Origin of the sequence: Ruegeria sp. AU67, from assembly GCF_900312795.1 — a bacterium.
Lineage (GTDB): Bacteria > Pseudomonadota > Alphaproteobacteria > Rhodobacterales > Rhodobacteraceae > Ruegeria > Ruegeria atlantica.
Window position 1 is genome coordinate 274,321 of the sequence record NZ_OMPH01000011.1, and the last position, 20,830, is coordinate 295,150.

Annotated in this window: 16 protein-coding genes and 1 tRNA gene; 5 read left to right on the forward strand and 12 right to left on the reverse strand. The window is 56.2% G+C overall.

All coding sequences use genetic code 11. The features are described 5' to 3' along the window. The first annotated feature begins 44 nt into the window (after positions 1 to 44). Both DK510_RS04325 and DK510_RS04330 read left to right on the forward strand, forming a co-directional pair. Complete coding sequence (locus DK510_RS04325; RefSeq protein WP_109311049.1) at positions 45 to 566, forward strand: hypothetical protein; 522 nt, start codon at positions 45 to 47, stop codon at positions 564 to 566. 232 nt (positions 567 to 798) lie between these two features. Beyond that, positions 799 to 2,787: a PA14 domain-containing protein gene (locus tag DK510_RS04330; RefSeq protein WP_109311050.1), complete on the forward strand. Its 1,989-nt coding sequence runs from the start codon at positions 799 to 801 to the stop codon at positions 2,785 to 2,787. A 6-nt stretch (positions 2,788 to 2,793) separates the two neighbouring features. Here DK510_RS04330 and DK510_RS04335 read toward each other — a convergent pair whose 3' ends face one another. The 6 genes from DK510_RS04335 to bioB are packed head-to-tail and all read right to left on the reverse strand — an operon-like array spanning position 2,794 to position 8,176. Next, positions 2,794 to 3,552: a methyltransferase gene (locus DK510_RS04335; protein ID WP_160116441.1), complete on the reverse strand. Its 759-nt coding sequence runs from the start codon at positions 3,550 to 3,552 to the stop codon at positions 2,794 to 2,796. Next, positions 3,549 to 4,130 carry a pimeloyl-ACP methyl esterase BioG family protein gene (locus DK510_RS04340; protein WP_234998898.1) on the reverse strand — a complete coding sequence of 194 codons (582 nt, stop codon included), beginning with the start codon at positions 4,128 to 4,130 and terminating at the stop codon, positions 3,549 to 3,551. The genes DK510_RS04335 and DK510_RS04340 overlap by 4 nt, the downstream gene beginning before the upstream one ends. Before the next feature lie 35 nt (positions 4,131 to 4,165). After that, on the reverse strand, positions 4,166 to 5,452 hold the full coding sequence (gene bioA, locus DK510_RS04345) for an adenosylmethionine--8-amino-7-oxononanoate transaminase (RefSeq protein ID WP_109311053.1): 1,287 nt from the start codon (positions 5,450 to 5,452) through the stop codon (positions 4,166 to 4,168). After that, entirely contained in the window at positions 5,449 to 6,069 is a 621-nt protein-coding gene (gene bioD, locus DK510_RS04350) for a dethiobiotin synthase (RefSeq protein WP_109311054.1), read from the reverse strand. Before bioD ends, bioA begins: the two co-directional genes overlap by 4 nt. Continuing rightward, a complete protein-coding gene (locus DK510_RS04355; protein ID WP_109311055.1) occupies positions 6,066 to 7,199 on the reverse strand; it encodes an 8-amino-7-oxononanoate synthase in 1,134 nt (377 codons plus the stop codon). Before DK510_RS04355 ends, bioD begins: the two co-directional genes overlap by 4 nt. Beyond that, on the reverse strand, positions 7,196 to 8,176 hold the full coding sequence (bioB, locus tag DK510_RS04360) for a biotin synthase BioB (RefSeq protein WP_109311056.1): 981 nt from the start codon (positions 8,174 to 8,176) through the stop codon (positions 7,196 to 7,198). Before bioB ends, DK510_RS04355 begins: the two co-directional genes overlap by 4 nt. 389 nt (positions 8,177 to 8,565) lie before the next feature. Between bioB and DK510_RS04365 the strand changes: the two genes are divergently transcribed. Then, the gene (locus tag DK510_RS04365) at positions 8,566 to 10,545 is read left to right on the forward strand and encodes a bifunctional 2',3'-cyclic-nucleotide 2'-phosphodiesterase/3'-nucleotidase (RefSeq protein WP_109311057.1); all 1,980 of its coding nucleotides are present in this window, start codon (positions 8,566 to 8,568) and stop codon (positions 10,543 to 10,545) included. Between the two features lie 102 nt (positions 10,546 to 10,647). Here the strand turns inward: DK510_RS04365 and DK510_RS04370 are convergent, their stop codons facing one another. The 5 genes from DK510_RS04370 to DK510_RS04390 all read right to left on the reverse strand — a co-directional run bounded on the left by DK510_RS04370 (position 10,648) and on the right by DK510_RS04390 (position 18,086). Beyond that, entirely contained in the window at positions 10,648 to 11,757 is a 1,110-nt protein-coding gene (locus DK510_RS04370; RefSeq protein WP_109311058.1) for an AI-2E family transporter, read from the reverse strand. A gap of 6 nt (positions 11,758 to 11,763) precedes the next feature. Continuing rightward, a complete protein-coding gene (locus DK510_RS04375; protein WP_109311059.1) occupies positions 11,764 to 12,567 on the reverse strand; it encodes a TIGR03084 family metal-binding protein in 804 nt (267 codons plus the stop codon). Between the two features lie 86 nt (positions 12,568 to 12,653). Further along, on the reverse strand, positions 12,654 to 14,627 hold the full coding sequence (locus tag DK510_RS04380; RefSeq protein WP_109311060.1) for an acetyl-CoA carboxylase biotin carboxylase subunit: 1,974 nt from the start codon (positions 14,625 to 14,627) through the stop codon (positions 12,654 to 12,656). 55 nt (positions 14,628 to 14,682) lie between these two features. Beyond that, positions 14,683 to 16,302, reverse strand: a complete 1,620-nt coding sequence (locus DK510_RS04385; protein WP_109311061.1) for an acyl-CoA carboxylase subunit beta — start codon at positions 16,300 to 16,302, stop codon at positions 14,683 to 14,685. Next, positions 16,302 to 18,086 carry an acyclic terpene utilization AtuA family protein gene (locus DK510_RS04390; RefSeq protein WP_109311062.1) on the reverse strand — a complete coding sequence of 595 codons (1,785 nt, stop codon included), beginning with the start codon at positions 18,084 to 18,086 and terminating at the stop codon, positions 16,302 to 16,304. The genes DK510_RS04385 and DK510_RS04390 overlap by 1 nt, the downstream gene beginning before the upstream one ends. A 125-nt stretch (positions 18,087 to 18,211) precedes the next feature. Between DK510_RS04390 and DK510_RS04395 the strand changes: the two genes are divergently transcribed. Together DK510_RS04395 and DK510_RS04400 are read left to right on the forward strand one after the other, a co-directional pair. Then, on the forward strand, positions 18,212 to 18,835 hold the full coding sequence (locus DK510_RS04395) for a TetR/AcrR family transcriptional regulator (protein ID WP_160116442.1): 624 nt from the start codon (positions 18,212 to 18,214) through the stop codon (positions 18,833 to 18,835). Next, positions 18,832 to 19,989 carry an acyl-CoA dehydrogenase family protein gene (locus DK510_RS04400; protein ID WP_200833204.1) on the forward strand — a complete coding sequence of 386 codons (1,158 nt, stop codon included), beginning with the start codon at positions 18,832 to 18,834 and terminating at the stop codon, positions 19,987 to 19,989. The genes DK510_RS04395 and DK510_RS04400 overlap by 4 nt, the downstream gene beginning before the upstream one ends. Positions 19,990 to 20,567: 578 nt before the next feature. Here the strand turns inward: DK510_RS04400 and DK510_RS04405 are convergent. Next, positions 20,568 to 20,652, reverse strand: a tRNA-Leu gene (locus tag DK510_RS04405). Positions 20,653 to 20,830 lie beyond the last annotated feature (178 nt).

Below are 20,830 nucleotides of genomic sequence, written 5' to 3' on the forward strand. Positions count from 1 at the left end.
CAACCGCCACGCAGACCAAAAACAACGCGCCGCAAGATGTCACTGTGGACAACATTTCTGTCGCCGAGAACGCCAATGACGCGTTGATCGGGAACATCTCCATCGTCGACCCGGATGCGTCGGACACGCACAGCTTTGACATCTCGGACGACCGTTTTGAAATCGTGGACGGCAAGTTGCAGCTAAAGCCCTGCATTGCACTGGATCATGAAGAAGCGGCACAGATAGAGGTTACCATCACGGACGCTGGCGGAACCACCCTGACCGAGCGTTTCATCGTGGACGTTCAGGATATGAACGAGGGTCCGACAGATCTGGTGCTGGACAACACCTCTGAAAACCTTATTCAGAATGGCAGTTTCGAAGAATTTGACTTGGGAAATGGTAATGGAAGGGTTTTGGCTCGGATGAAAGCGGGTCCTGGCAAGACGCGCATGGATTGGAAATTTGGGATCATTAAGGCGGTACGAAAGCGTCCGATTGCGATCAGCTGCTTGAGATGGATCATGGTCGCGGCATCGACAGTATTTCCCAGGTCGTCCAGACAGAGGAGGTCAGCTTTATGATCTGGGCATTGACCTGCGTGAGCGCCTCGCAGGTGGAACCGATATAGTCGAGGTCCATTGGAACGGCAATCTGGTGGCGGAGCTGGACCCGCATTCCGCTGATTGGGAGACGTTCCAGATGTAAGTCGTTGGAACCGGGCAAGACACGCAGGAACTGCGCGAACCTGAGGGCCAGAATGATACCTACGGCGCCCTGGTTGATAACATCACTCTGACCGCCGCGCAGCAGACAGTGGCCGAAAACGTCGATGGGGCCGTTGTGGGGCAACTCAGTTTCGTGGATGCGGACTTGCACGATACCCATGAGTTTGAAGTCTCGGATGACCGGTTCGAAGTTATTGACAATCAACTGCGTCTGAAGCCCGGCGTGGCACTGGACTATGAAGAGGCATCCTCGGTCACTATTGATGTCACGGTGATTGACGAAGGCGGGTTACGTCAGACCGAAAGCTTTACGGTCAATGTGGCAGATACGGACGAGATGACGTTTTCGTCAGGGTTTCACGCCAAATACTTCGACGTTGATCATCGTCTTTCCAAACTGGAAGACATCAACTGGACCGCAGAGCCGACCCATGAAGAAGTTAAGCCCGAAGTCAACTACGCTAACGGTCACGACACATTCTGGGATGGAGGCGCAAAAGACACGTTTGGCGTCCAGATCAATGGCAGTATCGAGGTTGAGCAAGGCGGAACATTCACTTTCTTTCTGGGCGCCGATGATGGCGCGATGTTGGTAGTCAACGGCCAACCGGTCGTTGAAAATGACGGGCTGCACGGGTTTCGAACTCGAACTGGTGAAGTTGAGCTTGAACCGGGAACACATTCGATCGAAATCCGATACTTCGAAAATTACGGCCGGGCTGGACTGAAGCTTGAATGGGAGGGCCCAGGTCTTGACGGACGTGAGGTGGTTACAGCCCCGGACATGTCCGAGGCCCAAACCGTTTCGGGCACGCCGCTGGCCATTGATGTGGATATGGGAACGCTCAGCGTGACCGATGAAACCTCATTCGAACTGACAGGTCTGCCCACCGGAACAATTGTCGAGATTGGCGGAACCGAATTTGCGGCAAACACGGACGGGATCGCAGAGATGGGAGGCTGGCAAGGTGGGATGATCACCGTAACACCGCCGCCAGAATTTGAGGGAACGGTCGAAACGGCTCTGCATCATTCTACGCCAACCGGTGAAAACAGCAGTCACGACGGCGTAAAATATCTGACTTTCGAAGTAACTCAGGCTGACTTGCCCTCACCAGATGTCAAAATTGTGGGCGGATTCCGTGCCAGTTATTTTGACATGGACAACAGGTTGTCAAAGTTGGACGACATCGACTGGTCCGCTGACCCGGCGCATCGGGAATTTGTGCCTGAAATCAATTTTGAAAACAGTCGCAACTCGTTCTGGGAAGGTGGTTCAAGGGATACGTTTGGGGCAAAACTCGAAGGTAAAATAACAATCGAAGAAGGCGGTTCTTACGCTTTTTTTGCAGGTGCGGACGATGGCGTAGCGGTCTTCGTCAACGGGCTTAGGATCGTGGACAATAATGGTCTGCATGGGTTCCGGACGCGGACCGGAGAAATCGACCTGGAACCTGGCACTTATGATATCGAAGTTCGGTATTTTGAGAACTACGGCCGTGCGGGGTTGAAATTGGAATGGGATGGGCCCGACACAACGGGGCGTGAGCTTTTGCAGGCCGACCCAGCCCCGAATTTTGGTGAAAACGGGGCTTTTGAAGTCGCAATCGAGTTGGACCAAGCAAGTGATCAGGCTGCTGTATCATTGGAAGGGCTGCCACCAAATACGCTACTGATCAGCGGCGAGGATTCACTAATGACTGATGGCGGTTCGGCGGATCTGTCCGGCTGGGATCTCGGCTTTCTTGAGATATCCCCGCCCCCAGGATTCGAAGGCTCAATCGACGGGGAAATCTTGGTGACGGACACCGGATTTAATGGGGCGCAATTGACCTCGGAGATTCCCTTTGCACTGGACGTCGGGCAAACAGATGAAGTTGCAAAAGACTTTGCCCTTGATCTGTCCGAAACGCTTGCTGCGACAATGCAGGTTGAACCGCCGGCGTCGTGGCACATAGATCAGTCGCAAAGTGACGCGGAAACCGACGTTGATGTCATGGCCGAAACAGTACTGACCAACCCGAGCTCTGAGATCTCGTGTATCCAGACCGAAGCCTATGAGCGCATTGATTGGTAGCAATATTCAACCTTGTTTGCGGGCCACGATCCATGTTGGGTTATATGTCAGGGTCACGCCATCATCGTCACCAAAGTGTCGGACATAGTGTTCCGAGAATTGGGCAAGGGTGGTTTTGGTCCAGGCCTTCTGCGCGCGCCCGTTGACCCCAGTTCTTCGAAGGTGATTGAGAATGCCTCGGGGCGTATCAAAGCGCAATGCAGAGAGAATTTCGCCGCAACTGATAATCTCTAACCGGCCTTCGACCGCCGCGGCCAAATCTTCAGATCGGCACAGGCCCGGCGCTTTGGCTGTGGAGCCGACTTTCATCAGCTCCCGGTACTGTTCTGGTCCAAAGCCTGAAACCGCCAACCAACCTCCAGGAGCCAATGCGTTGGCCGCCTTTTGCAAGAAGGCTTCGGGATCGAACAGCCATTGGATCATGGATGCGGAAATGACCAAATTGGGCTGAGGTGGCCATTCAACAGTTTTGGCATCACCACACAAAAAGTCTGCGCCGACCGCTGTTGCGGTCTCAGCTGCTTCGGGCGACAGGTCATTGACCGTCAACTGGCCAATATCGAATGCGCTACACACCCGATGCGTGAGGTGGCCGGTACCACAGCCAAATTCCAATCCGGTCGCGAAACGATGCGGCGCGCCGCCGACCCGCATCTCTTGGACCAGCCGATCCGCGATTTTGGCTTGCTGGCTGGCCGAGCCGTGATAGCTGCGGAAACTGCGGCTGAAACTGCGCTGAACGCGGTCTGCGATCTGTACGTTCATGCGACCCACTCCTGCCAGTTTTGGCTGTCGCGAAACGGAACATGCGGGGTGGCAATACCACGCACGGCAGATTGTTGGTGCGCCCATGCCGCCTCTTGTGCGGGGGCCGGGATAATACGGTCCCGCTGGGGGATCCAAATCCGGTCAAACGCCACTTCGGGTGCGCCACCACGGTCGATCACGGCGTGAAGCTCTGCCTGCGCAGCCTCCAGATCAATTTCAGGAACCGGCCCGTTCATTCCAGCACGGCGACAGAACTTTGCGAAACTGGCTTCGGTCAGGTTTTCCGCCGTGGCGCGGATCATATCCGGCGCGATGCCACGCTCGGGGTCAGCCGGACATAGCGTGCCACTGACAGCAATCAGCCGATCGGGACGAAACCCAGTTTGCGCCAGCCAGTGGCCCGCAGATGCGACACCAAAAGAAAAGGCAACCAGATTGACGCGGTCATATTGCGCAATATCAGGCAGAGGATCGTCAAGGTGGCGGAAGTCGTCGACGAATAGCACATCACCGCGCCCTGAAAGCCCAGCAAAAGGCGCAGCCCCCAGCGCCCAACCACCAAAAATCAGGATCAATTCATTCGTTCCCGAACGCGATAACCACCGCTGTTTCATGACATGCCTTTGACGAGCGAGATCATGGCCGATGTTACACGGCTCAATTCATTCGCAGAGATGATGTAAGGCGGCATGCAATAGATGTTGCGGGCAAACGGGCGCAACCAAACGCCGGTATCGGGTGCGAGCGCATGCGCAACCGCAGGATCAACCCATTGCTCCATTTCGATGACCCCGATCGCGCCAAGCACGCGCACATCGGCAACGCCTGGCAATTCACGTGCGGGGGCAAGCTCTTGCTTCATCTGGTCGGTGATCGCGTGCACTTCGGCACGCCAATCTCTGACCGATAATTGTTCCAGACTGGCCACCGCGGCAGAACAGGCCAGCGGGTTGGCCATATAGGTCGGGCCATGCATCAAAACGCTGGCTTCGCTTTCCCCAATTCGGCGCGCGACATCTTCAGTCGTGGCGGTCGCGGCCAGAGTAATATGGCCGCCAGTCAAAGCTTTGCCCAAACAGATGATGTCCGGAACCACTTCGGCGTGGTTCATCGCGAACAGTTCGCCCGTGCGACCAAACCCGGTCGCGATTTCGTCAAAAATCACAAGAATTCCAAGTGCTTTACACAGGTCTTGCGCGCCTTTTAGCCACTTGGGGTGATAGAAGTACATGCCACCCGCGCCCTGCACCACAGGCTCAAGGATCAGGGCCGCGATTTGATCGGCCTTGGTTTCCAGCAGCTCTTCCAAAGCATCCAGCCCATTCAGGGTTGGATCATCCGTCCATTCCTGCTCAAACGATATCGGCGGGCGTGGCAGGAAATGTTGGATTGACAGCGCGCCACTGAACAGCCCGTGCATCCCATTCTCGGGGTCGCAGACGCTCATCGCTTTCCATGTGTCCCCGTGATAACCGCCGCGAATGGTCGCAAACTGCGTGCGCCCCGTGTGACCCAGCCCCATCTGAAACTGCACGGCCATTTTCAAAGCGACTTCAATCGCGACCGATCCGCTGTCGCTGTAGAAAATGCGATCCAGCCCGTCAGGCAACAGCTCGACCAGCTTGCGGCCTAGGTCAATTGCGGGTCGATGCGTCAGGCCACCGAACATGACATGGGGCAATTGCCGCAGCTGTTCCTGCATCGCAGCAGTAATGGCTGGATGACGATGCCCGTGCACCGCACACCACCACGACGACATTGCGTCGATCATCCGAGTGCCGTCTTCCCGGGTCAGCCATACCCCTTCGGCCTCGGTGATCAGATGCATCGGACCAGGGTTCAGAACATTCGTATAGGGATGCCAAAGGTGGCGGGCATCAAACTCCAGAGCGGTCACAGAGCCCTCCGAATTGTTGCGGTGTCGATCACATGGAAGGCATCCGATAGCGTTTCCCGCGTCAGGGTTTCAAGATACGGCAAGCGTCCCAAATAGGTAACCTGACACATCTCGGCGATGGTCTGTTCAACCTCTGGCTCAGCGTCGCCTACAAACGCCACGCCGACGACGTTGCAACCCGCACCCCGCAAGGCCATCAGGGACAGGCTTGTGTGGTTGATCGTCCCCAACGCGGTCCGGGCCACAAGAACCACGGGTGCCTGCCACCCCGAGATGACATCAAGGAAAAAGGTCTTGCGGTTCAGCGGCACCATGATCCCGCCTGCCCCCTCGACGACCAAGGGGCCGTTGACCTGCGGCAGCCCAAGCCGATCCGGCGAAATCTCGACACCCATGTCTTCGGCTGACAAATGGGGTGAGGCTGGCATGTTCAGGCGATAGGCTTCCGGCAAAATTTCAGCACCGGAAAGCGCCGCGACGGTTTCTGTGTCCGATGCATCCTCAAGCCCGGATTGCACCGGCTTCCAATAGGTTGCGCCAAGCGCGGTCGTCAGGCCCGCAGCAACAACCGTTTTTCCGACACCAGTGTCGGTGCCTGTGACGATAACAGCGCTCATGCCGCCTCCGCCCGTTGATGCGCCAGTGTTTCGAACAGGGCGCTTATGTCATCCTTGTCTACGTTGCCGGTGATCGACACGCGCAGGCGCGACGTGCCCCGTGGCACGGTCGGCGGCCGGATACCACGGACATCAAAACCTTTGGCCTGTAACGTTGCGGCCATTTCCATGGTTTTGGCGTCATCGCCCAGAATTATGGGGATAATCTGGCTGTTCAGCGCCTCTTGGGGTATTCCGATCTGACGTGCAACGGCATGCGCGTGGCGGATGCGGGACAGGGCGTTCTGGGCCGGCAAACTATCTGTTTGAAGATGTTGTAGAACCGCGCGAACAAGGGCCGCGTTGAACGGTGATGGGGCCGTGGCAAAGATAAACGGACGTGCGCGGTTGATCAGTGTTTCGATCATCACTCGAGGACCGCAAATCAATCCGCCCGAAACCCCTAACCCTTTGCCGCATGTGTGCAGAGTCAGCAACTCAGCCTTTAGGCCATGCGCCAGACCTTTACCATTAGCGCCAAATACTCCGGTCGCATGAGCCTCATCCACGACCAATATGGCACCGTGTTCGCAGGCCAGATCAGACAGCGCGGCCAAGGGCGCAATGTTGCCCTCCATGGAATAGATGCTTTCTACTGCGATCCAGATTTGACCAGACCCGCCTTCTGCCAACCACGCCTCAATGGCCAGACGTGCTGCGGTCACGTCATTATGAGCAAAGGCACGTGTTTGGCCGCGTCCCATCCGCATGCCTTCATGCGCGCTTGCATGAACCAAAGCATCGTAAAGGATCAGATCTTTGGCGGCAGGAAGGGTCGAGAAAATCGCCTGATTGGCCTGGAATCCTCCGCCCATGAACAAAGCAGCCTCAGCATCAAAAAAGGCGGCGGCCTCGTGTTCAAGCGCCTCATGTTCGGGATGATTGCCCCGCAAAAGACGGGAACCACCGGATCCCAACGGCACGCCCTGCGCCAATGCCGTTTGCGCGGCATCGCGCAGGAATGACGATTGCGCCAATCCGAGGTAATCATTGGACGCAAAATCCAGGCCGCGCGGTGGTGCCAACACCCGGCGGCGGTGCCGGGTGTCCAACAGTTCAAGCATCGAGTTCAACCGACTCAGTGCTTTCATTCAGCAGCATCCAAACAGGATTTTTCGACCGATGTTTCCGCCTGCAACCCAAGCTTGGCAAACAAAATGGCATCAGTGTCTTCTTCGGGGTTTTCTGCCGTCAAAAGCGTTTCACCAACAAAGATCGAGTTCGCACCAGCGAAGAAGCACATGGCTTGCAATTCCTCACTCATATCGCTGCGCCCTGCGGAAAGCCGTACATAAGATTGTGGCATCATAATCCGCGCAACGGCAATGACCCTTACAAAGTCGATCGGATCGATCGGCTTGGCGTCTGCCAAAGGCGTGTCTTCCTGCGGCATCAGCATGTTGATCGGCACCGAATCCGGTGCCGGGTTCATATTGGCCAAAGTGACCAGCATATCGACCCGGTCCTCAACCTCTTCCCCCATCCCGAGGATGCCGCCGGAACAGACCTTGATGCCTGCTTCCTGCACGCGGTTCATCGTGTCAATGCGGTCCGCAAAGGTGCGCGTGGTGATGACTTCGGGATAGTACCGCTCGGACGTGTCGATGTTGTGGTTATAGTAATCCAGCCCCGCATCGCGCAGACGAACCACCTGATTATCGTCCAACATGCCAAGGGTCATGCACGTTTCCATCCCCATCTCGCGCACACCTTCGACCATAGCGACAAGCGCATCCATGTCGCGGTCCTTGGGTTCGCGCCAAGCAGCGCCCATGCAGAAACGGGTTGCCCCACCGTCGCGGGCCTTGCGGGCTTCGGTCAGAACGCGCTGAACCTCAATCAGTTTCGAGGCCGACAGCTTTGATCCGTTCCGTGCTGATTGCGAGCAATAGGCGCAATCTTCGGCACAGCCACCTGTTTTGATCGACAGCAGTTTCGATGTCTGGACCTTGTTGGGGTCAAAGTTCTCGCGGTGTACTGTCTGCGCACGAAACAGCAAATCCATCAGCGGAAGGTCATACAGAGCTTGAGCAGCCTCACGGGACCATATCGGGGCGGTGTTTTTCATTTTATAGATACTTTTCGAAAACTCTCATGGCTATGCATTCTTTTATAGATAAAGATCATTTTCACAACTAGATTCTACCATCCACGCCACTCAGGCGGAAAAACGCGGATGTTTGCGATAGCCCGCTGTACCAACGCCGCTTTAGCAAACGATGCGGAGCATTCTGCCCCAATGCGGCTGCCACCATTTCCGTAATAAGCACCGCGCGATAATCCACCGTCTCAAACCGACATATGTTGCCATGGTTGGGTAAGCAGATCACAATGGGCATCAGTACCACACATTCCCGCATGTGCCGCGCCGCTGCAAACGCGTTGGATACCAGTGTCACACGGTTGTTTTGTAAGTCATGCAGAAGGCGCGTTAGCCAACATATTGAAAGGTTCCGAATGACCTCCTCCAACCATTTTTCGATGTCTCGCCGCCAGTTCCTTGCCACAACCACGGCCAGCGCCGCCGCAATCACCCTACACCCGTTTTCGGCCGCTGCTGCCGACAATCAGGCGCATCTTCGGATCATGGAAACCACCGATATCCATGTGCATGTCTTCCCTTATGATTACTACGCAGACAAGCCGCGCGACGCGTTGGGCCTGTCGCGCACCGCATCGATCATCAATGACATTCGGTCAGAGGCAACCAACTCGTTGCTGGTGGATAATGGCGACTTTTTGCAGGGCAACCCGATGGGCGATTACATCGCCTATGAGCGTGGTATGAAAGAAGGCGACAGCCATCCGATCATCGCCGCATTCAACACCGTGGGCTATGACGCCGCTACTTTGGGCAACCACGAGTTCAATTACGGTTTGGATTTTCTGGAAAAGTCACTCGCCGGTGCGGATTTCCCGGTCGTTTTGGCCAATATCGCCAAGGAACAAGGCGCGGGGCCACGCGATGATAAGACCCTGGTCAAGCCTTACGCCATTCTTGACCGCGAAATAGAAATGGGCGACGGCACCAAGCATCCGATCAAGGTTGGCGTCATTGGGTTTACGCCACCTCAGATCATGAATTGGGACCGCAAGCATCTGGAAGGCAACATTCAGGCCCGCGACATTGTCGAAACGGCGAAAGCTTATGTGCCCGAAATGCAAGAGCAAGGCTGTGATCTGATCATCGCCCTCTCTCATTCGGGCATCGGTGAGGCCGATCACACTGATGGGATGGAGAACGCCTCGGTCGTGCTGGCCGACGTCGATGGCATCGACGCGCTAGTCACTGGTCACAACCACCTGGTCTTCCCCTCGCCTACATTCGCGGATCGCCCGGGTATCGACGTCGAAAAAGGTACCTTGATGGGCAAACCAGCGGTCATGGGCGGTTTCTGGGGCTCGCATCTGGGTCTGCTGGACCTGCTGCTGGAACGCGACGGGAATGAATGGCGCGTTGTAACAACGACGTCCGAGGCGCGCCCGATCTCAAAACGCAACGAAGATCGTTCAATCACCGCGCTGGTGGGCGACGACCAGTCCGTGCTGGATTCGGTCGCCAAAGATCACGACGAAACATTGGCATATGTGCGCCGCGCCGTTGGGAAGACGTCCGCGCCTTTGCACAGCTACTTCGCACTCGTCGCGGATGATCCATCGGTGCAAATCGTGTCGATCGCGCAAAAATGGTATGTTGAAGAGATGATGAAGGGCACCGAGCACGAAGGACTGCCCATCCTATCAGCCGCCGCCCCTTTCAAGGCCGGTGGGCGTGGTGGGCCAGAGTATTATACCGACGTTCCAGCGGGCGATGTGGCTATCAAAAACGTGGCTGACCTGTACCTCTATCCAAACACCGTGCGGGCGGTCCGCGTAAACGGGGCACAGGTTCGAGGCTGGCTGGAGCGTTCGGCAGGCATGTTCAATCAGATTGAGCCGGGCTCAGCCGACGCAATCCTGCTGAACCCAGAGTTCCCATCCTACAATTTTGATGTAATGGACGGCGTGACCTATCAGATCGACCTGTCCCAGCCCTCGCGATTTGGACCAAAAGGCGAAGAAGTGAACCCAGACGCGGCACGGATTGTGAACCTGTCCTTCAACGGCACGCCGGTTACGGATGACATGGAATTCATCATCGCCACCAACAATTATCGCGCGTCTGGCGGCGGGTCCTTCCCGGGCGCATTGGGCGACACGATTGTCTTCGAGGCCCCTGATACCAACCGCGACGTCATCGTTCGCTACATTGTCGAGCAGGGCACAATTGATCCAAAAGCGGACGCCAACTGGTCCTTCGCCCCGCTCGCAGATACCACGGTGCTTTTCGAAACCGGCCCCAAAGCGCGCGACTATATGAGCGATGTCAAAGGAGTGGTGATCGAAGACGCAGGCGAAGGCGCCGATGGTTTTGCCGCGTTCCGCATTAAACTTTAAACGTCAAAGATTTTAAGCCGGCTGCCACCCCGACTAATGGGTGGCGGTCGCGCACCGAAGATGGCGAATTTTTTAAACACTTAAAACCGGGCTTTGGAGCAATCAGTCAAGTTCGCCGCTTTCTGACATCAAAATCGCCAGCGGTCGCGTAGAATGGATTTGCGACAAGATAATCATTACCACGGCAGTCAACGGTATCGCCAATATGGTGCCTGCCAGACCCCACATCGCGGTCCAGATCGTCAGCGAAAACAGCACCATAAATCCGCTCAGGTTCACCGAGTTTCCGACCAAGCGGGGTTCAAGGAAGTTTCCGACAAACAGCTGAGCGGCCATAAGCGCGATCAGCGCGACACCGGCGTGCCAGATGCCGCCGAATTGCACAAGGCTCAGCATGACGGGAAACAGAACACCCACGATTGAACCCAGATATGGGATATAGTTCAAAAGTCCGATCAATATAGCCCAGAACATTGCGAACTCGATCCCAAGCAACAACATGATCACATAGGAGATCACAGCCAGAATGACGTTGATCAGGGTCTTTGCACTTAGGTAGCTGCCAATCTTCTGGTTGATCTGGGCGACGATTTGCAGCGACCGGTCAGCTGTTTCGGCATCACCCAACGCCTTTCTAACTTTTTCCGGCATGTCATCCAGATCGGACAGGATGAACACAATATAAAGGATTGTCATCAACATGACCGTCCCGAAACCCTGCACTGTGGAAAGCGTCCCCTGCACAAAACCCAAAATATCGAACTTGCCAGCAATCGTCTGCTCGATCGTGGACCAATCCGGCAGTTTTTTGACGCCCAACATCGCCATTGCCGAGTCAATCAGCGCTTTTAAATTGGTTTGGTAACGCGGGATATTCTGGGCGACCGCTTGCGCGTTTGCCTCAAGAAAGACCCCTATCAGAACCAACGTTAGAAATATGGCAAGCAGCGCAAGCAAACGGCGCCCGCGGCGTGGTATGTGGCGCAACCCCGGAACACGGCCGATTGACGAGGCGGTCGAGTCCAGAATGTATATTCCGATTATGCCCAAAAGCACCGGAAGAAGGATGCTTTTGCCCAGCACCAGCAGCCAGCCGATGACAACAGCGACGATCAGGCCAGATGCAAGTTTTGTCACATTAAACAGCAGCATATCTTCGCTTTCGGTCGGACGGGTGGTTCCTTTTGTGCCGGGTTCAAGGCTTACATTCAACTTCTTTCACGCGATCTGCGCGCCCCGAGCGCGGTGACGGCTGCCCGGTGCAGGGGGCGTTTCGCGACCACCGGCAAAACACTGCGCGATTGACATCCATTCGGCAGCAACCGGCCCATCCACCTTCAGCGATGTATCCGCGATGTTGCGGGTTTGGGCTGAGACCTGTGCAAACTCTACCGCAGGGCCTGTTATCCGATTGTCCCCCCGTTCACCGAACTCCCACAAGGCTCCAGATGGCGCGGTCAGTTCAAGCCGCGGCATCGCCTCGGGCACAGGTTTGCCGTTGACCTGATAGGCCCAGCCAAACGTGTTCACACCCAGAATGACGATGTTCTTGACCCGGTCATGTTCGACGCGCTCGACACCAAGAACGTCAAAAACCTCTTGCCCATGCGCCCAAGTCTCCATCTGGCGGGCCGTGATCGACGAGCGTACAGACATATCCGGACCGGCCCATTTCACCCGGTGCTTTGGATCGAGATCGGCCCAACGCGCGCCAATATCTGTGTAAAGTGTCCGCCAGGAATCGCGCAGCTCGTTCCCGCGCAGCAAGATCGCTTCGTTCTCGGCTGCGCGCAGCCCTTCGGCCTTGGCTTTGACAAACAATGCGCCAATGCGGGCTGTGAACGCGTCGGGGTCCTGAAGCGACTGATCCGCCATCTGGTTCCAATAGTGCAGATGCACCAGAACATCGTTCAGCGTCCAACCCTTGAACTGAGTTGGTACTTCCCATTGATCGCCCGGAAAATCGTCCAGAATGGCAAACAATGCCTCGCTTTCTTGCAGAAAATCCGTTGCCTGTTGCACTGCTTGTTCCCTCGAATTTGTGTTTGCCTATTCGATGTCCCCGGATGCGGTGCCTGAGCGGCGGTGGCCGACACACCCAATTCTATCTATATTTCGTCAATCTCGATCATCACATCCCCCGCGCTCAGCTGCTGCCCGACCTCAACGTGGACAGAGGTGATGACGCCAGCAACGGCGGCAGTGATCTGGTGTTGCATCTTCATGGCTTCGAGAATGGCCAGACAGTCGCCTTTGGAAACGCTTTGACCGGGTCTTGCCGCCACCTCGACCAGGGCACCCGGCATGGGGGCGGTGACGCGACCGCTAGCGATCGTTCCCGCATCCAATGCACCGGGACGCAGGCGTCGAAACGCCAGGCGCTCGGCGCCGATGGCGATCTGGGCTGTGTCGCGGGTTATGTATGCGGTGGCGTCGACGGTGTTGTCATTTATGCGTGCCCGGACCTTCCCGCTGCTGCGCTTGATAAACGAGACATCATACGCGTTGCCTTCAACCCATACCGTCCATCCATCGGGGCGAGAGAGTGCGCGCGTTTGTATCTCTTCGTCACCATAGGCAAGCGTCACGGCGAACGGCGGTAACGCCGCGCTGGACCAACCCAGCTGTTCGGCTGAGACATAGCCCGCCGCAGCCCTTGCGCGAGCCTGATCCGCATCCAACAACAGCGCAACGGCCAAGGCGACATCCTGCGCAGTTACCCGGTACGCAGGAAAGCCCCGGGGGTAGGTCCGATCCAGAAATGTTGTCGTTGCATCGCCGGCAATGAAATCTCTGTGCTGCAGCACATCTGCAAGAAACCGCGAATTTGTCACCGTTCCCAGCAAAATAGTTTCATGCACAGCCTTGATCAGCCGCGCACGTGCCGTTTCGCGGGTTGGACCGTGCGCGATGATCTTTGCAAGCATGGCGTCATAGAAAGGCGATACCTCTTGTCCCTGCTGAATGCCTGAATCAACACGCACTCCGGGTCCAGTCGCAGCCTGCCAGAAATCAATTGGACCGGTTACCGGCAGGTATCCATTAGCAGGGTCTTCGGCGTAAAGCCGCGCCTCGATGGCATGGCCGTTCATGGTGACGTCTTCCTGAGAGATTGGAAGGGCATCACCCTGCGCGACAGCGATCTGTAGCGCCACTAGGTCGAGGCCAGTGACCATCTCGGTCACAGGATGCTCAACCTGCAGTCGGGTGTTCATTTCAAGGAAATAGAACACGCCGGACGGATCCAAAAGAAACTCCACGGTTCCGGCGCCGCGATAGCTCACCGCACGGGCCGCCTCAATCGCCACAGCCCCCATTTTTGCGCGCAACTCTGTCGTCATGACCGGGCTTGGGGCTTCTTCGATGACTTTTTGGTGGCGACGCTGAATCGAGCATTCCCTTTCACCCAGATGAATTACGTTCCCGTACCCATCGGCAAAAATCTGAAATTCGATATGGCGCGCATCACCGATCGCTTTCTCAAGGATCAGTTCGCCGGATCCAAAAGCGTTCTCGGCCTCGGATCTGGCAAGCGCGATCGCCTCAGAAAGAGTGTCTGCGGATTGGACCACGCGCATTCCGCGTCCACCGCCACCAGCTGCTGCTTTGACCATGATGGGAAAACCGATTTTGCTCGCTTCAGCGACCAGTACGGAACCCGATTGATCATCGCCTTCATACCCTGGAACGCAGGGAACGCCCGCGCCAATCATAAGGCGTTTGGCGACGGCCTTGTCGCCCATCAGCCGGATCGCTTCGGGATCGGGTCCGATAAAAGTCAAACCCGCGGCCTCGACTGCCTCTGCAAAACCCGCATTTTCGGACAAAAACCCATAGCCCGGGTGGATCGCCCCTGCCCCAGTTTCCTGAGCCGCAGCAATGATTTTTTCTACGTTCAGATAGCTGGCACCAATCGGCCTTTCACCGATCCAAACTGCCTCATCAGCAAGTTCGACATGGGGTGCCCGAGCGTCAGCGCTTGTATAAACGGCCACTGTGCGCAGGCCAAGCGACCGGGCGGTTCGCATGATACGCGCGGCAATTTCCCCACGATTGGCAACGAGAAGCGTGTCGAATGTCATGCCTCAGCCTCTGCTATCTATCTTGGATGTGGATTTGGTGAGTAATGCAGCATGGTCAGAACCTGTGCACCCCGTACGAACTGGGTTTGACCGTTCGCGCGCGACCCTCAAGGCAGGTTTCAAGGCAAAAACCCAGCACACGCCGCGTGTCGCGGGGGTCGATGACGCCATGATCGATACACCGGCCCGAGGTGTAAAATGCATTCTCCTGTCGTGTGAAATGTGCTGTGATCGCTGCCTTTTGCGCAGTCAGTTTGGCTTCGTCGGGGTCGATCCCTTTGCGTTTGAGCCCTGCGCGCGCAACCAGTTCCATCGTCCCGGCGGCTTGCTCACCTCCCATTACGCCCGTTGCCGCATTGGGCCAGGCGAACAGGAAGTCCGGGTCATAGGCGTAGCCGCACATCCCGTAATTGCCGGCCCCGAAACTTGCCCCGACATAGAGCGTGATCTTGGGCACATCGACCGACGTAACGGCCTGGATCATCTTGGCCCCATGCTTGATCATGCCGCTTTGTTCATATTGGGTGCCGACCATGAACCCTGTGATATTATTTAGAAAAATAAGGGGAATATCGGCCTGACCACATAACTGGATAAACTGTGCGGCTTTGTTCGCGCCTGCAGGGTCCAGTGGCCCGTTGTTTCCAAGAATACCCACAGCGATACCATTGATTGCGGCCTGCAAACAGACAGTCGCCGAGCCATAGTCGGGCTTGAAATCCTCAAAATCCGAGCCGTCTACTATGCGGGCCGCAACCTCGCGGACGTCATAGGGAACGCGATAATCGGTTGGAACAATGCCTGCGATCTCATCCGCATCATATTTCGGTGGCTGCACTTCTTTGCTGCGACGCACAGGCAAGGATTTGTTCCAATCCAGCCGGGCCATCACGTTCCGCGCCATTTCGATACCGTGCGCATCATCCTCGGCCAGATAGTCGACCAGCCCGGATGTGGTGGCATGCATCTCGGACCCGCCCAGATCACGGTCATTGGCCTTTTCGCCCGTCGCCGCGTGAACCAAGGCGGCACCGGCCAAGGCGGCCATGCCGTTGTTCTTCACGCCAACGACATAGTCTGCAAGGCCGGGCATATAGGCCCCGCCGGCGGTTGACGGGCCGTGCAGCACTGCAATGTTGGGCAGTCCTGCGGCCGAATGGCGGGCCAGATTGCGGAACAGTTTGCCGCCATTGGCCCAGAATTCGACCTTGTATTCCATCAGGTTTGCACCGGCGCTTTCGACAAGATGCACAAAAGGCAGGTTCTGTTTCAATGCCATGTCTTGCGCGCTCAGGAAGGCCGCAGCTGACATCTCGACCATCGCGCCGGCCTTGATCCCTGAATCGTCGACGATGATCATGCAACGCACGCCCGAGATGAAGCCGATGCCGATGACCAATGACGCGCCCGGAACCGATTGCTCAGGATCGCATGTATCGACGCAGTAGCCCGCCAACCCGTGCAGTTGCAAAAAAGGCATGCCAGGATCCAACAGTTGGGCCAAACGGTCACGGGGTGTGATCTGCCCCCGGGCTTCCATCCGTTCGCGCCGTTTCTCTGACAGGGCGACAGGACGCGCTTCAAGCGCGCGCATCTCGTCGACAAGAGCCAGCATATCGGCTCGGTTCTTGGCAAAGCTGTCAGAATCGCGGACGACTTTACTGACAAAACCCATCAGCTTTCTCCTCGCTCAGGATATGAGAATAACTCTGCAGGAATCCTGATCGGTGTGGCCAGCAATATCTGGGCATAACTCTTGCCTTGCGCGTCGTTGCGCAACGAGGCGACGCCACCGCCACCCAGCGCATTGTGCAGCAGAATGTTCATGGAATGCGTTCCTGGAAGATAGAACCGTTCGACCCTGCCAGATAGGTGGTTAGAAAAAACGTCTGCCAGCGTCGCTTCGGTCAGCGCGGCCCAAATGTAGGGTAAAAAGGTAGCATGACGTACAATGACCCCAATGTTTGCGGCGTCGCCTTTGTCTCCAGATCTAGCCCAGGCCAAATCTTCCAAGGGGCATGTGATCCACTTGGTCACCTTTTCATCGGCTATTTCCGGGGCTTTTGCCGGGACAGGTTCCGGGTCTTGTGGGGACGTTTTCGGCGGATTGTATGCGATATCGTCCCCATCCATCGTTACGCAATAGGTCAGCGTGTTGTTTGGCACCAAGAAGGAAAACAGGGCAACGACTGGCGAGGGCTTTGGACGCCCTCCTCCGGTAAAGATGTGCAACCCCGGCGGTGCGGCCAGTGCGCACCCGGTCATTTCACGCAGGAATACGCCAACCGCGCGAGGGTCATCGTGTTTCACGGCTACCTTGAACGAGATCTCTTCGTAATCACCGTCGCCAGGCCGACCTCCGAAGGTTTCAAACGACACCTCGCGATAGTCGGGGGTGCCCATCCGTTGCAGGACAGCGCGCGCGCGATCCAACCCCGCTTGGGCAAAAGTCTTCGCCTTTTGTCGTGCCTCACGCCCGTTGATCAGAATCGTCATGCCCGCGCGATAGCCATCCGCCCAGGTGGCGGACACTTTGAGTTGCCCGGTCGGCGCGCGGCCTTTTGCACCCGAAACGGTTACATGGTCTGGCTCGGATTGCTCAATCCTGACATTGGAAAAGTCGCAAATCACGTCAGGCAGAATATAGGACTGCGGGTCGCCGATCTCATACAGCATCTGCTCGCAGGCCGAAGCTGGGGCCACACATCCCGTCGTGCCCTTCGGCTTGGTCAAGACCAACCCGCCATCTGCGCTTACCTCGACAATCGGATAGCCAATTTGGGCGATATCCCCCGCCATTTCCCAATCCGTGAAATTCCCGCCAGTGGCTTGGGGTCCACATTCCAGCAGATGCCCCGCAAGCGACCCGGCAGCCAGTAAGTTGTGGTCCTCGTGCCGCCATCCAAAATGATACATGCACGCGGCCAACGTAAGTGCGCTGTCGACGCAGCGGCCTGTGATGACGATGTCAGCCCCGGCGTGCAGCGCCGCCAATATCGGCCCTGCCCCAACATAAGCATTCACCGAGGCGATCTTTTCGGTCGGTGGCATCGGCGCACCGGAAAACATCTCAGTCCGATCGACAAACTCAGCAACACGTGGCAGCAGGTCGTCGCCTTCGACCACTGCGACTTTCACGTTCAATCCCAATTCAGCAGATTTGCGACGCAAAGCAACAGCACAGGCCACTGGGTTGACCCCACCCGCATTTGACAACACCTTGACGCCCTGCTCGGCGATCTGGGTTAAATTGTTGGCTATAACGTCAGAGACGAAATCCACCGCATATCCCTTTTGGGGGTCTTTAAGGCGGGCGCGGGCCATGATCGACATGGTGATTTCGGCCAGGTAGTCGTAGACCAGAAAGTCAATCTTTGGGGCACGCAGCAATTGCTGTGTCGCATGAGGGGCATCCCCCCAAAAACCACTTGCTCCTCCGATCCGCAGAGAATGTGTCACGCCACGTCTCTCCCACTTGGGTACGATCTGCAGTTTACAGACCAACTGTTCTGTTTTTATGATCCACTGACTGCCTTGGTCAACGAAGATTTACCACTGCGACGCGACGGAAGATGATAGATAAGATGCCAAAGAAATCCTCGGTCCAGGATCAAAGGTCCCGGGATATGCAGGTCAAAATCTGCAATGCGACGGTCACCTGTCTGGATCAGCTCGGGTATGCCGAGACTACTTTTGCCAAGGTGCAGGCCAAGGCGGGCATCTCACGCGGGGCAATTACGCATCACTTCCCCACGAAACAGGCCCTGGTCGCAGCAACCGCGATGCGACTGCTGGGCAATGCGCAAAACCCGCTATGGCCACATGATCGCGCCCCTCAGCCCGTCTATGATCTGATTATGTCCGCCTGGGCCAATATCGTAAATTCCGCAGGCGGACGTGCCATAGTCGAGATTCTGGTTGCTTGCCGAACCGACCCGGCACTGTTCGGAATGCTGGAAAAAAGCCTGAGAGACTGGGACAAATCGAACCTCAGCCTGATCTCCGCCCGATATGTCAGCGCAACGGGTGACCGTAACGACACTGAATTGTTGTGGAGCATCGCTCGGAATTTCCTGCGTGGTTTGTTGTTGCATGAGAAATTCGTCTCGTCGCCAGAATACCTTACGCAGATGATGGATCGCTTTGCCCGCATGATGGAAAGCCAGCTTCAAGTATTGCCCGAACATGACGTCGAGGAGGTCGAATGACCCTGCCATCCCCTTTCATGACCCCGGAACGCGAAGCTTTCCGCGGGAATTTCCAGCGATTTGTCGATGCCGAAATCAAACCACATATTGAGCAATGGGAGGCGGATCGCAGCGTCCCATGGGAACTGCATGCAGCGATCGCTGAGTTTGGAGTATTTGGCTTTGGGATCGATGAGGAATACGGCGGTCTGGGTTTCGACAATGCATTTATGCGCCATGATTATAGCGAAATCCTGTTTGGCTGTGGGGCATCCGGTATCGGAGCCGCCGTGGGGGGGCGCACGATTTCAATCAGCCCAATTGCGAAATTCGCTTCCGAGGAGTTCAAACAAAAAGTGCTGCCCGAGATCATCTCGGGGCGCATGATGTCGGCCCTTGGGATCACCGAACCGGGCGCAGGGTCGGACGTTGCCAATATTCAAACAAGGGCCGAGTGCAAAGGCGGCAAATGGATTCTGAACGGGGAAAAGACCTATATCACCGGGGGGATGGATGCCGAATGGTTTGTGGTTGGTGCCCGTACCGGTGACCCAGGATTGACCGGCATTTCGTTGTTTTTAGTCCCTCATGACGCGACCGGGTTCAGCCGCACACCGTTGGGCGGCAAGATGGGCTGGCACAGTTCACAGCAAGCGACGCTGCATTTCGATGATTGCGAGCTGGATTCTACTGCTCTGTTGGGGCCTAAGAACAGGGGCTTCATCGCAATCATGAACAATTTCAACTTTGAACGGCTCGGCCTGACATCCGCTTCACTGGGAATGATGAAACTATGCTACGACAGTGCGCTGGATTGGGCACGTGAACGCGAGACATTCGGCAAGCGACTGGTCGAACATCAGGTCATTGGCCACAAATTTGCAGAAATGTCCGCCCGGATTGATATGAATGAGGCATATATCGAGCGGATCTGCTGGGCGATCGAGCTGGGCCTGATGCCTGTCGCCGAAATTGCCAAGGCCAAAGTTCAGGCCACGACGTCGCTGCAATTTGTTGCTTCCGAGGCGATGCAGATCTTTGGCGGTGCCGCGTACATGCTGGGTAACCCTGTCGAGCGTGCCTGGCGCGAAATCAAAATAATGGCAATTGGCGGCGGATCCGAAGAGATCATGCGCGATCTGGCCGTGCGCCAGATGGGATTGGTAGGGCAATAGCGGCGACGTTGTGGGTCCGCATGCGCGTGCTATGAAAGTGAAGTGATCGCCGACAGACCAGCCTTAGACAAACCCTTTTCCTGGCAATTGTCCGTAAATGATCAATACACAATTGCGCAATCATTTATGACAACCTAAGTTGCGCCAAAATCATCACGCGAGGGAATTATGGATATTTGGTTCTATGTAGGGCTTGGCTTGTTGATATGGGCTATCAGAGACTTGGCATTTGGTTCGACCTACTTGTGGGAACGGGTAACCCGTGCCGAAAATCCGGGAACCTACTGGGTTTGTGTCTTGGTTTGGCTAGTCGCTGCGTTGGCTATTTTGGCCACTTCCCCAACGACCTACTACCTGTTCTCCTGACAACACGTTCCAAAAAGAAGGCCATGCAACCCGCCGTTCCAAGACATGGAGACCGGTGTATTCACTATAGATGCAGTCACCTAATCGTTCGCTTCGCGAACGCACCCGACTGTTCAGGTGTCAAAATCCAGTCGGCTGTCCAATATAGAACTTTATCGATTGCCTGAAAGCCTGCAAAGGCGATCCGGAATAGAAAATTCTCTGAAACGATATGGTGCGGGTGGAGGGACTTGAACCCCCACGCCTTGCGGCGCCAGAACCTAAATCTGGTGCGTCTACCAATTTCGCCACACCCGCAACCCAAGCACTCAGTGCCAGAATGTCGGCGTGAATAGCAAAGCTTGCTGCGGAGTGCGAGAGGTAAAATTGAGTTGTGCACAAGATAATTGATGACATCGGAAGAATATGCTTCTGAACTGACCGCCGTGTAAATATGATGTCTACTGGACGCCGCTGCCAAGCGGGATGCGGGTTT

What these genes read in the sequence shown, in the direction of transcription:
- DK510_RS04335 (WP_160116441.1), bottom strand. Translation starts at nt 3,552, where the DNA reads ATGAACGTACAGATCGCAGACCGCGTTCAGCGCAGTTTCAGCCGCAGT.
- bioD (WP_109311054.1), bottom strand. Translation starts at nt 6,069, where the DNA reads ATGAGCGCTGTTATCGTCACAGGCACCGACACTGGTGTCGGAAAAACG.
- DK510_RS04355 (WP_109311055.1), bottom strand. Translation starts at nt 7,199, where the DNA reads ATGAAAGCACTGAGTCGGTTGAACTCGATGCTTGAACTGTTGGACACC.
- bioB (WP_109311056.1), bottom strand. Translation starts at nt 8,176, where the DNA reads ATGAAAAACACCGCCCCGATATGGTCCCGTGAGGCTGCTCAAGCTCTG.
- DK510_RS04365 (WP_109311057.1), top strand. Translation starts at nt 8,566, where the DNA reads ATGACCTCCTCCAACCATTTTTCGATGTCTCGCCGCCAGTTCCTTGCC.
- DK510_RS04380 (WP_109311060.1), bottom strand. Translation starts at nt 14,627, where the DNA reads ATGACATTCGACACGCTTCTCGTTGCCAATCGTGGGGAAATTGCCGCG.
- DK510_RS04385 (WP_109311061.1), bottom strand. Translation starts at nt 16,302, where the DNA reads ATGGGTTTTGTCAGTAAAGTCGTCCGCGATTCTGACAGCTTTGCCAAG.
- DK510_RS04395 (WP_160116442.1), top strand. Translation starts at nt 18,212, where the DNA reads ATGCCAAAGAAATCCTCGGTCCAGGATCAAAGGTCCCGGGATATGCAG.
- DK510_RS04400 (WP_200833204.1), top strand. Translation starts at nt 18,832, where the DNA reads ATGACCCTGCCATCCCCTTTCATGACCCCGGAACGCGAAGCTTTCCGC.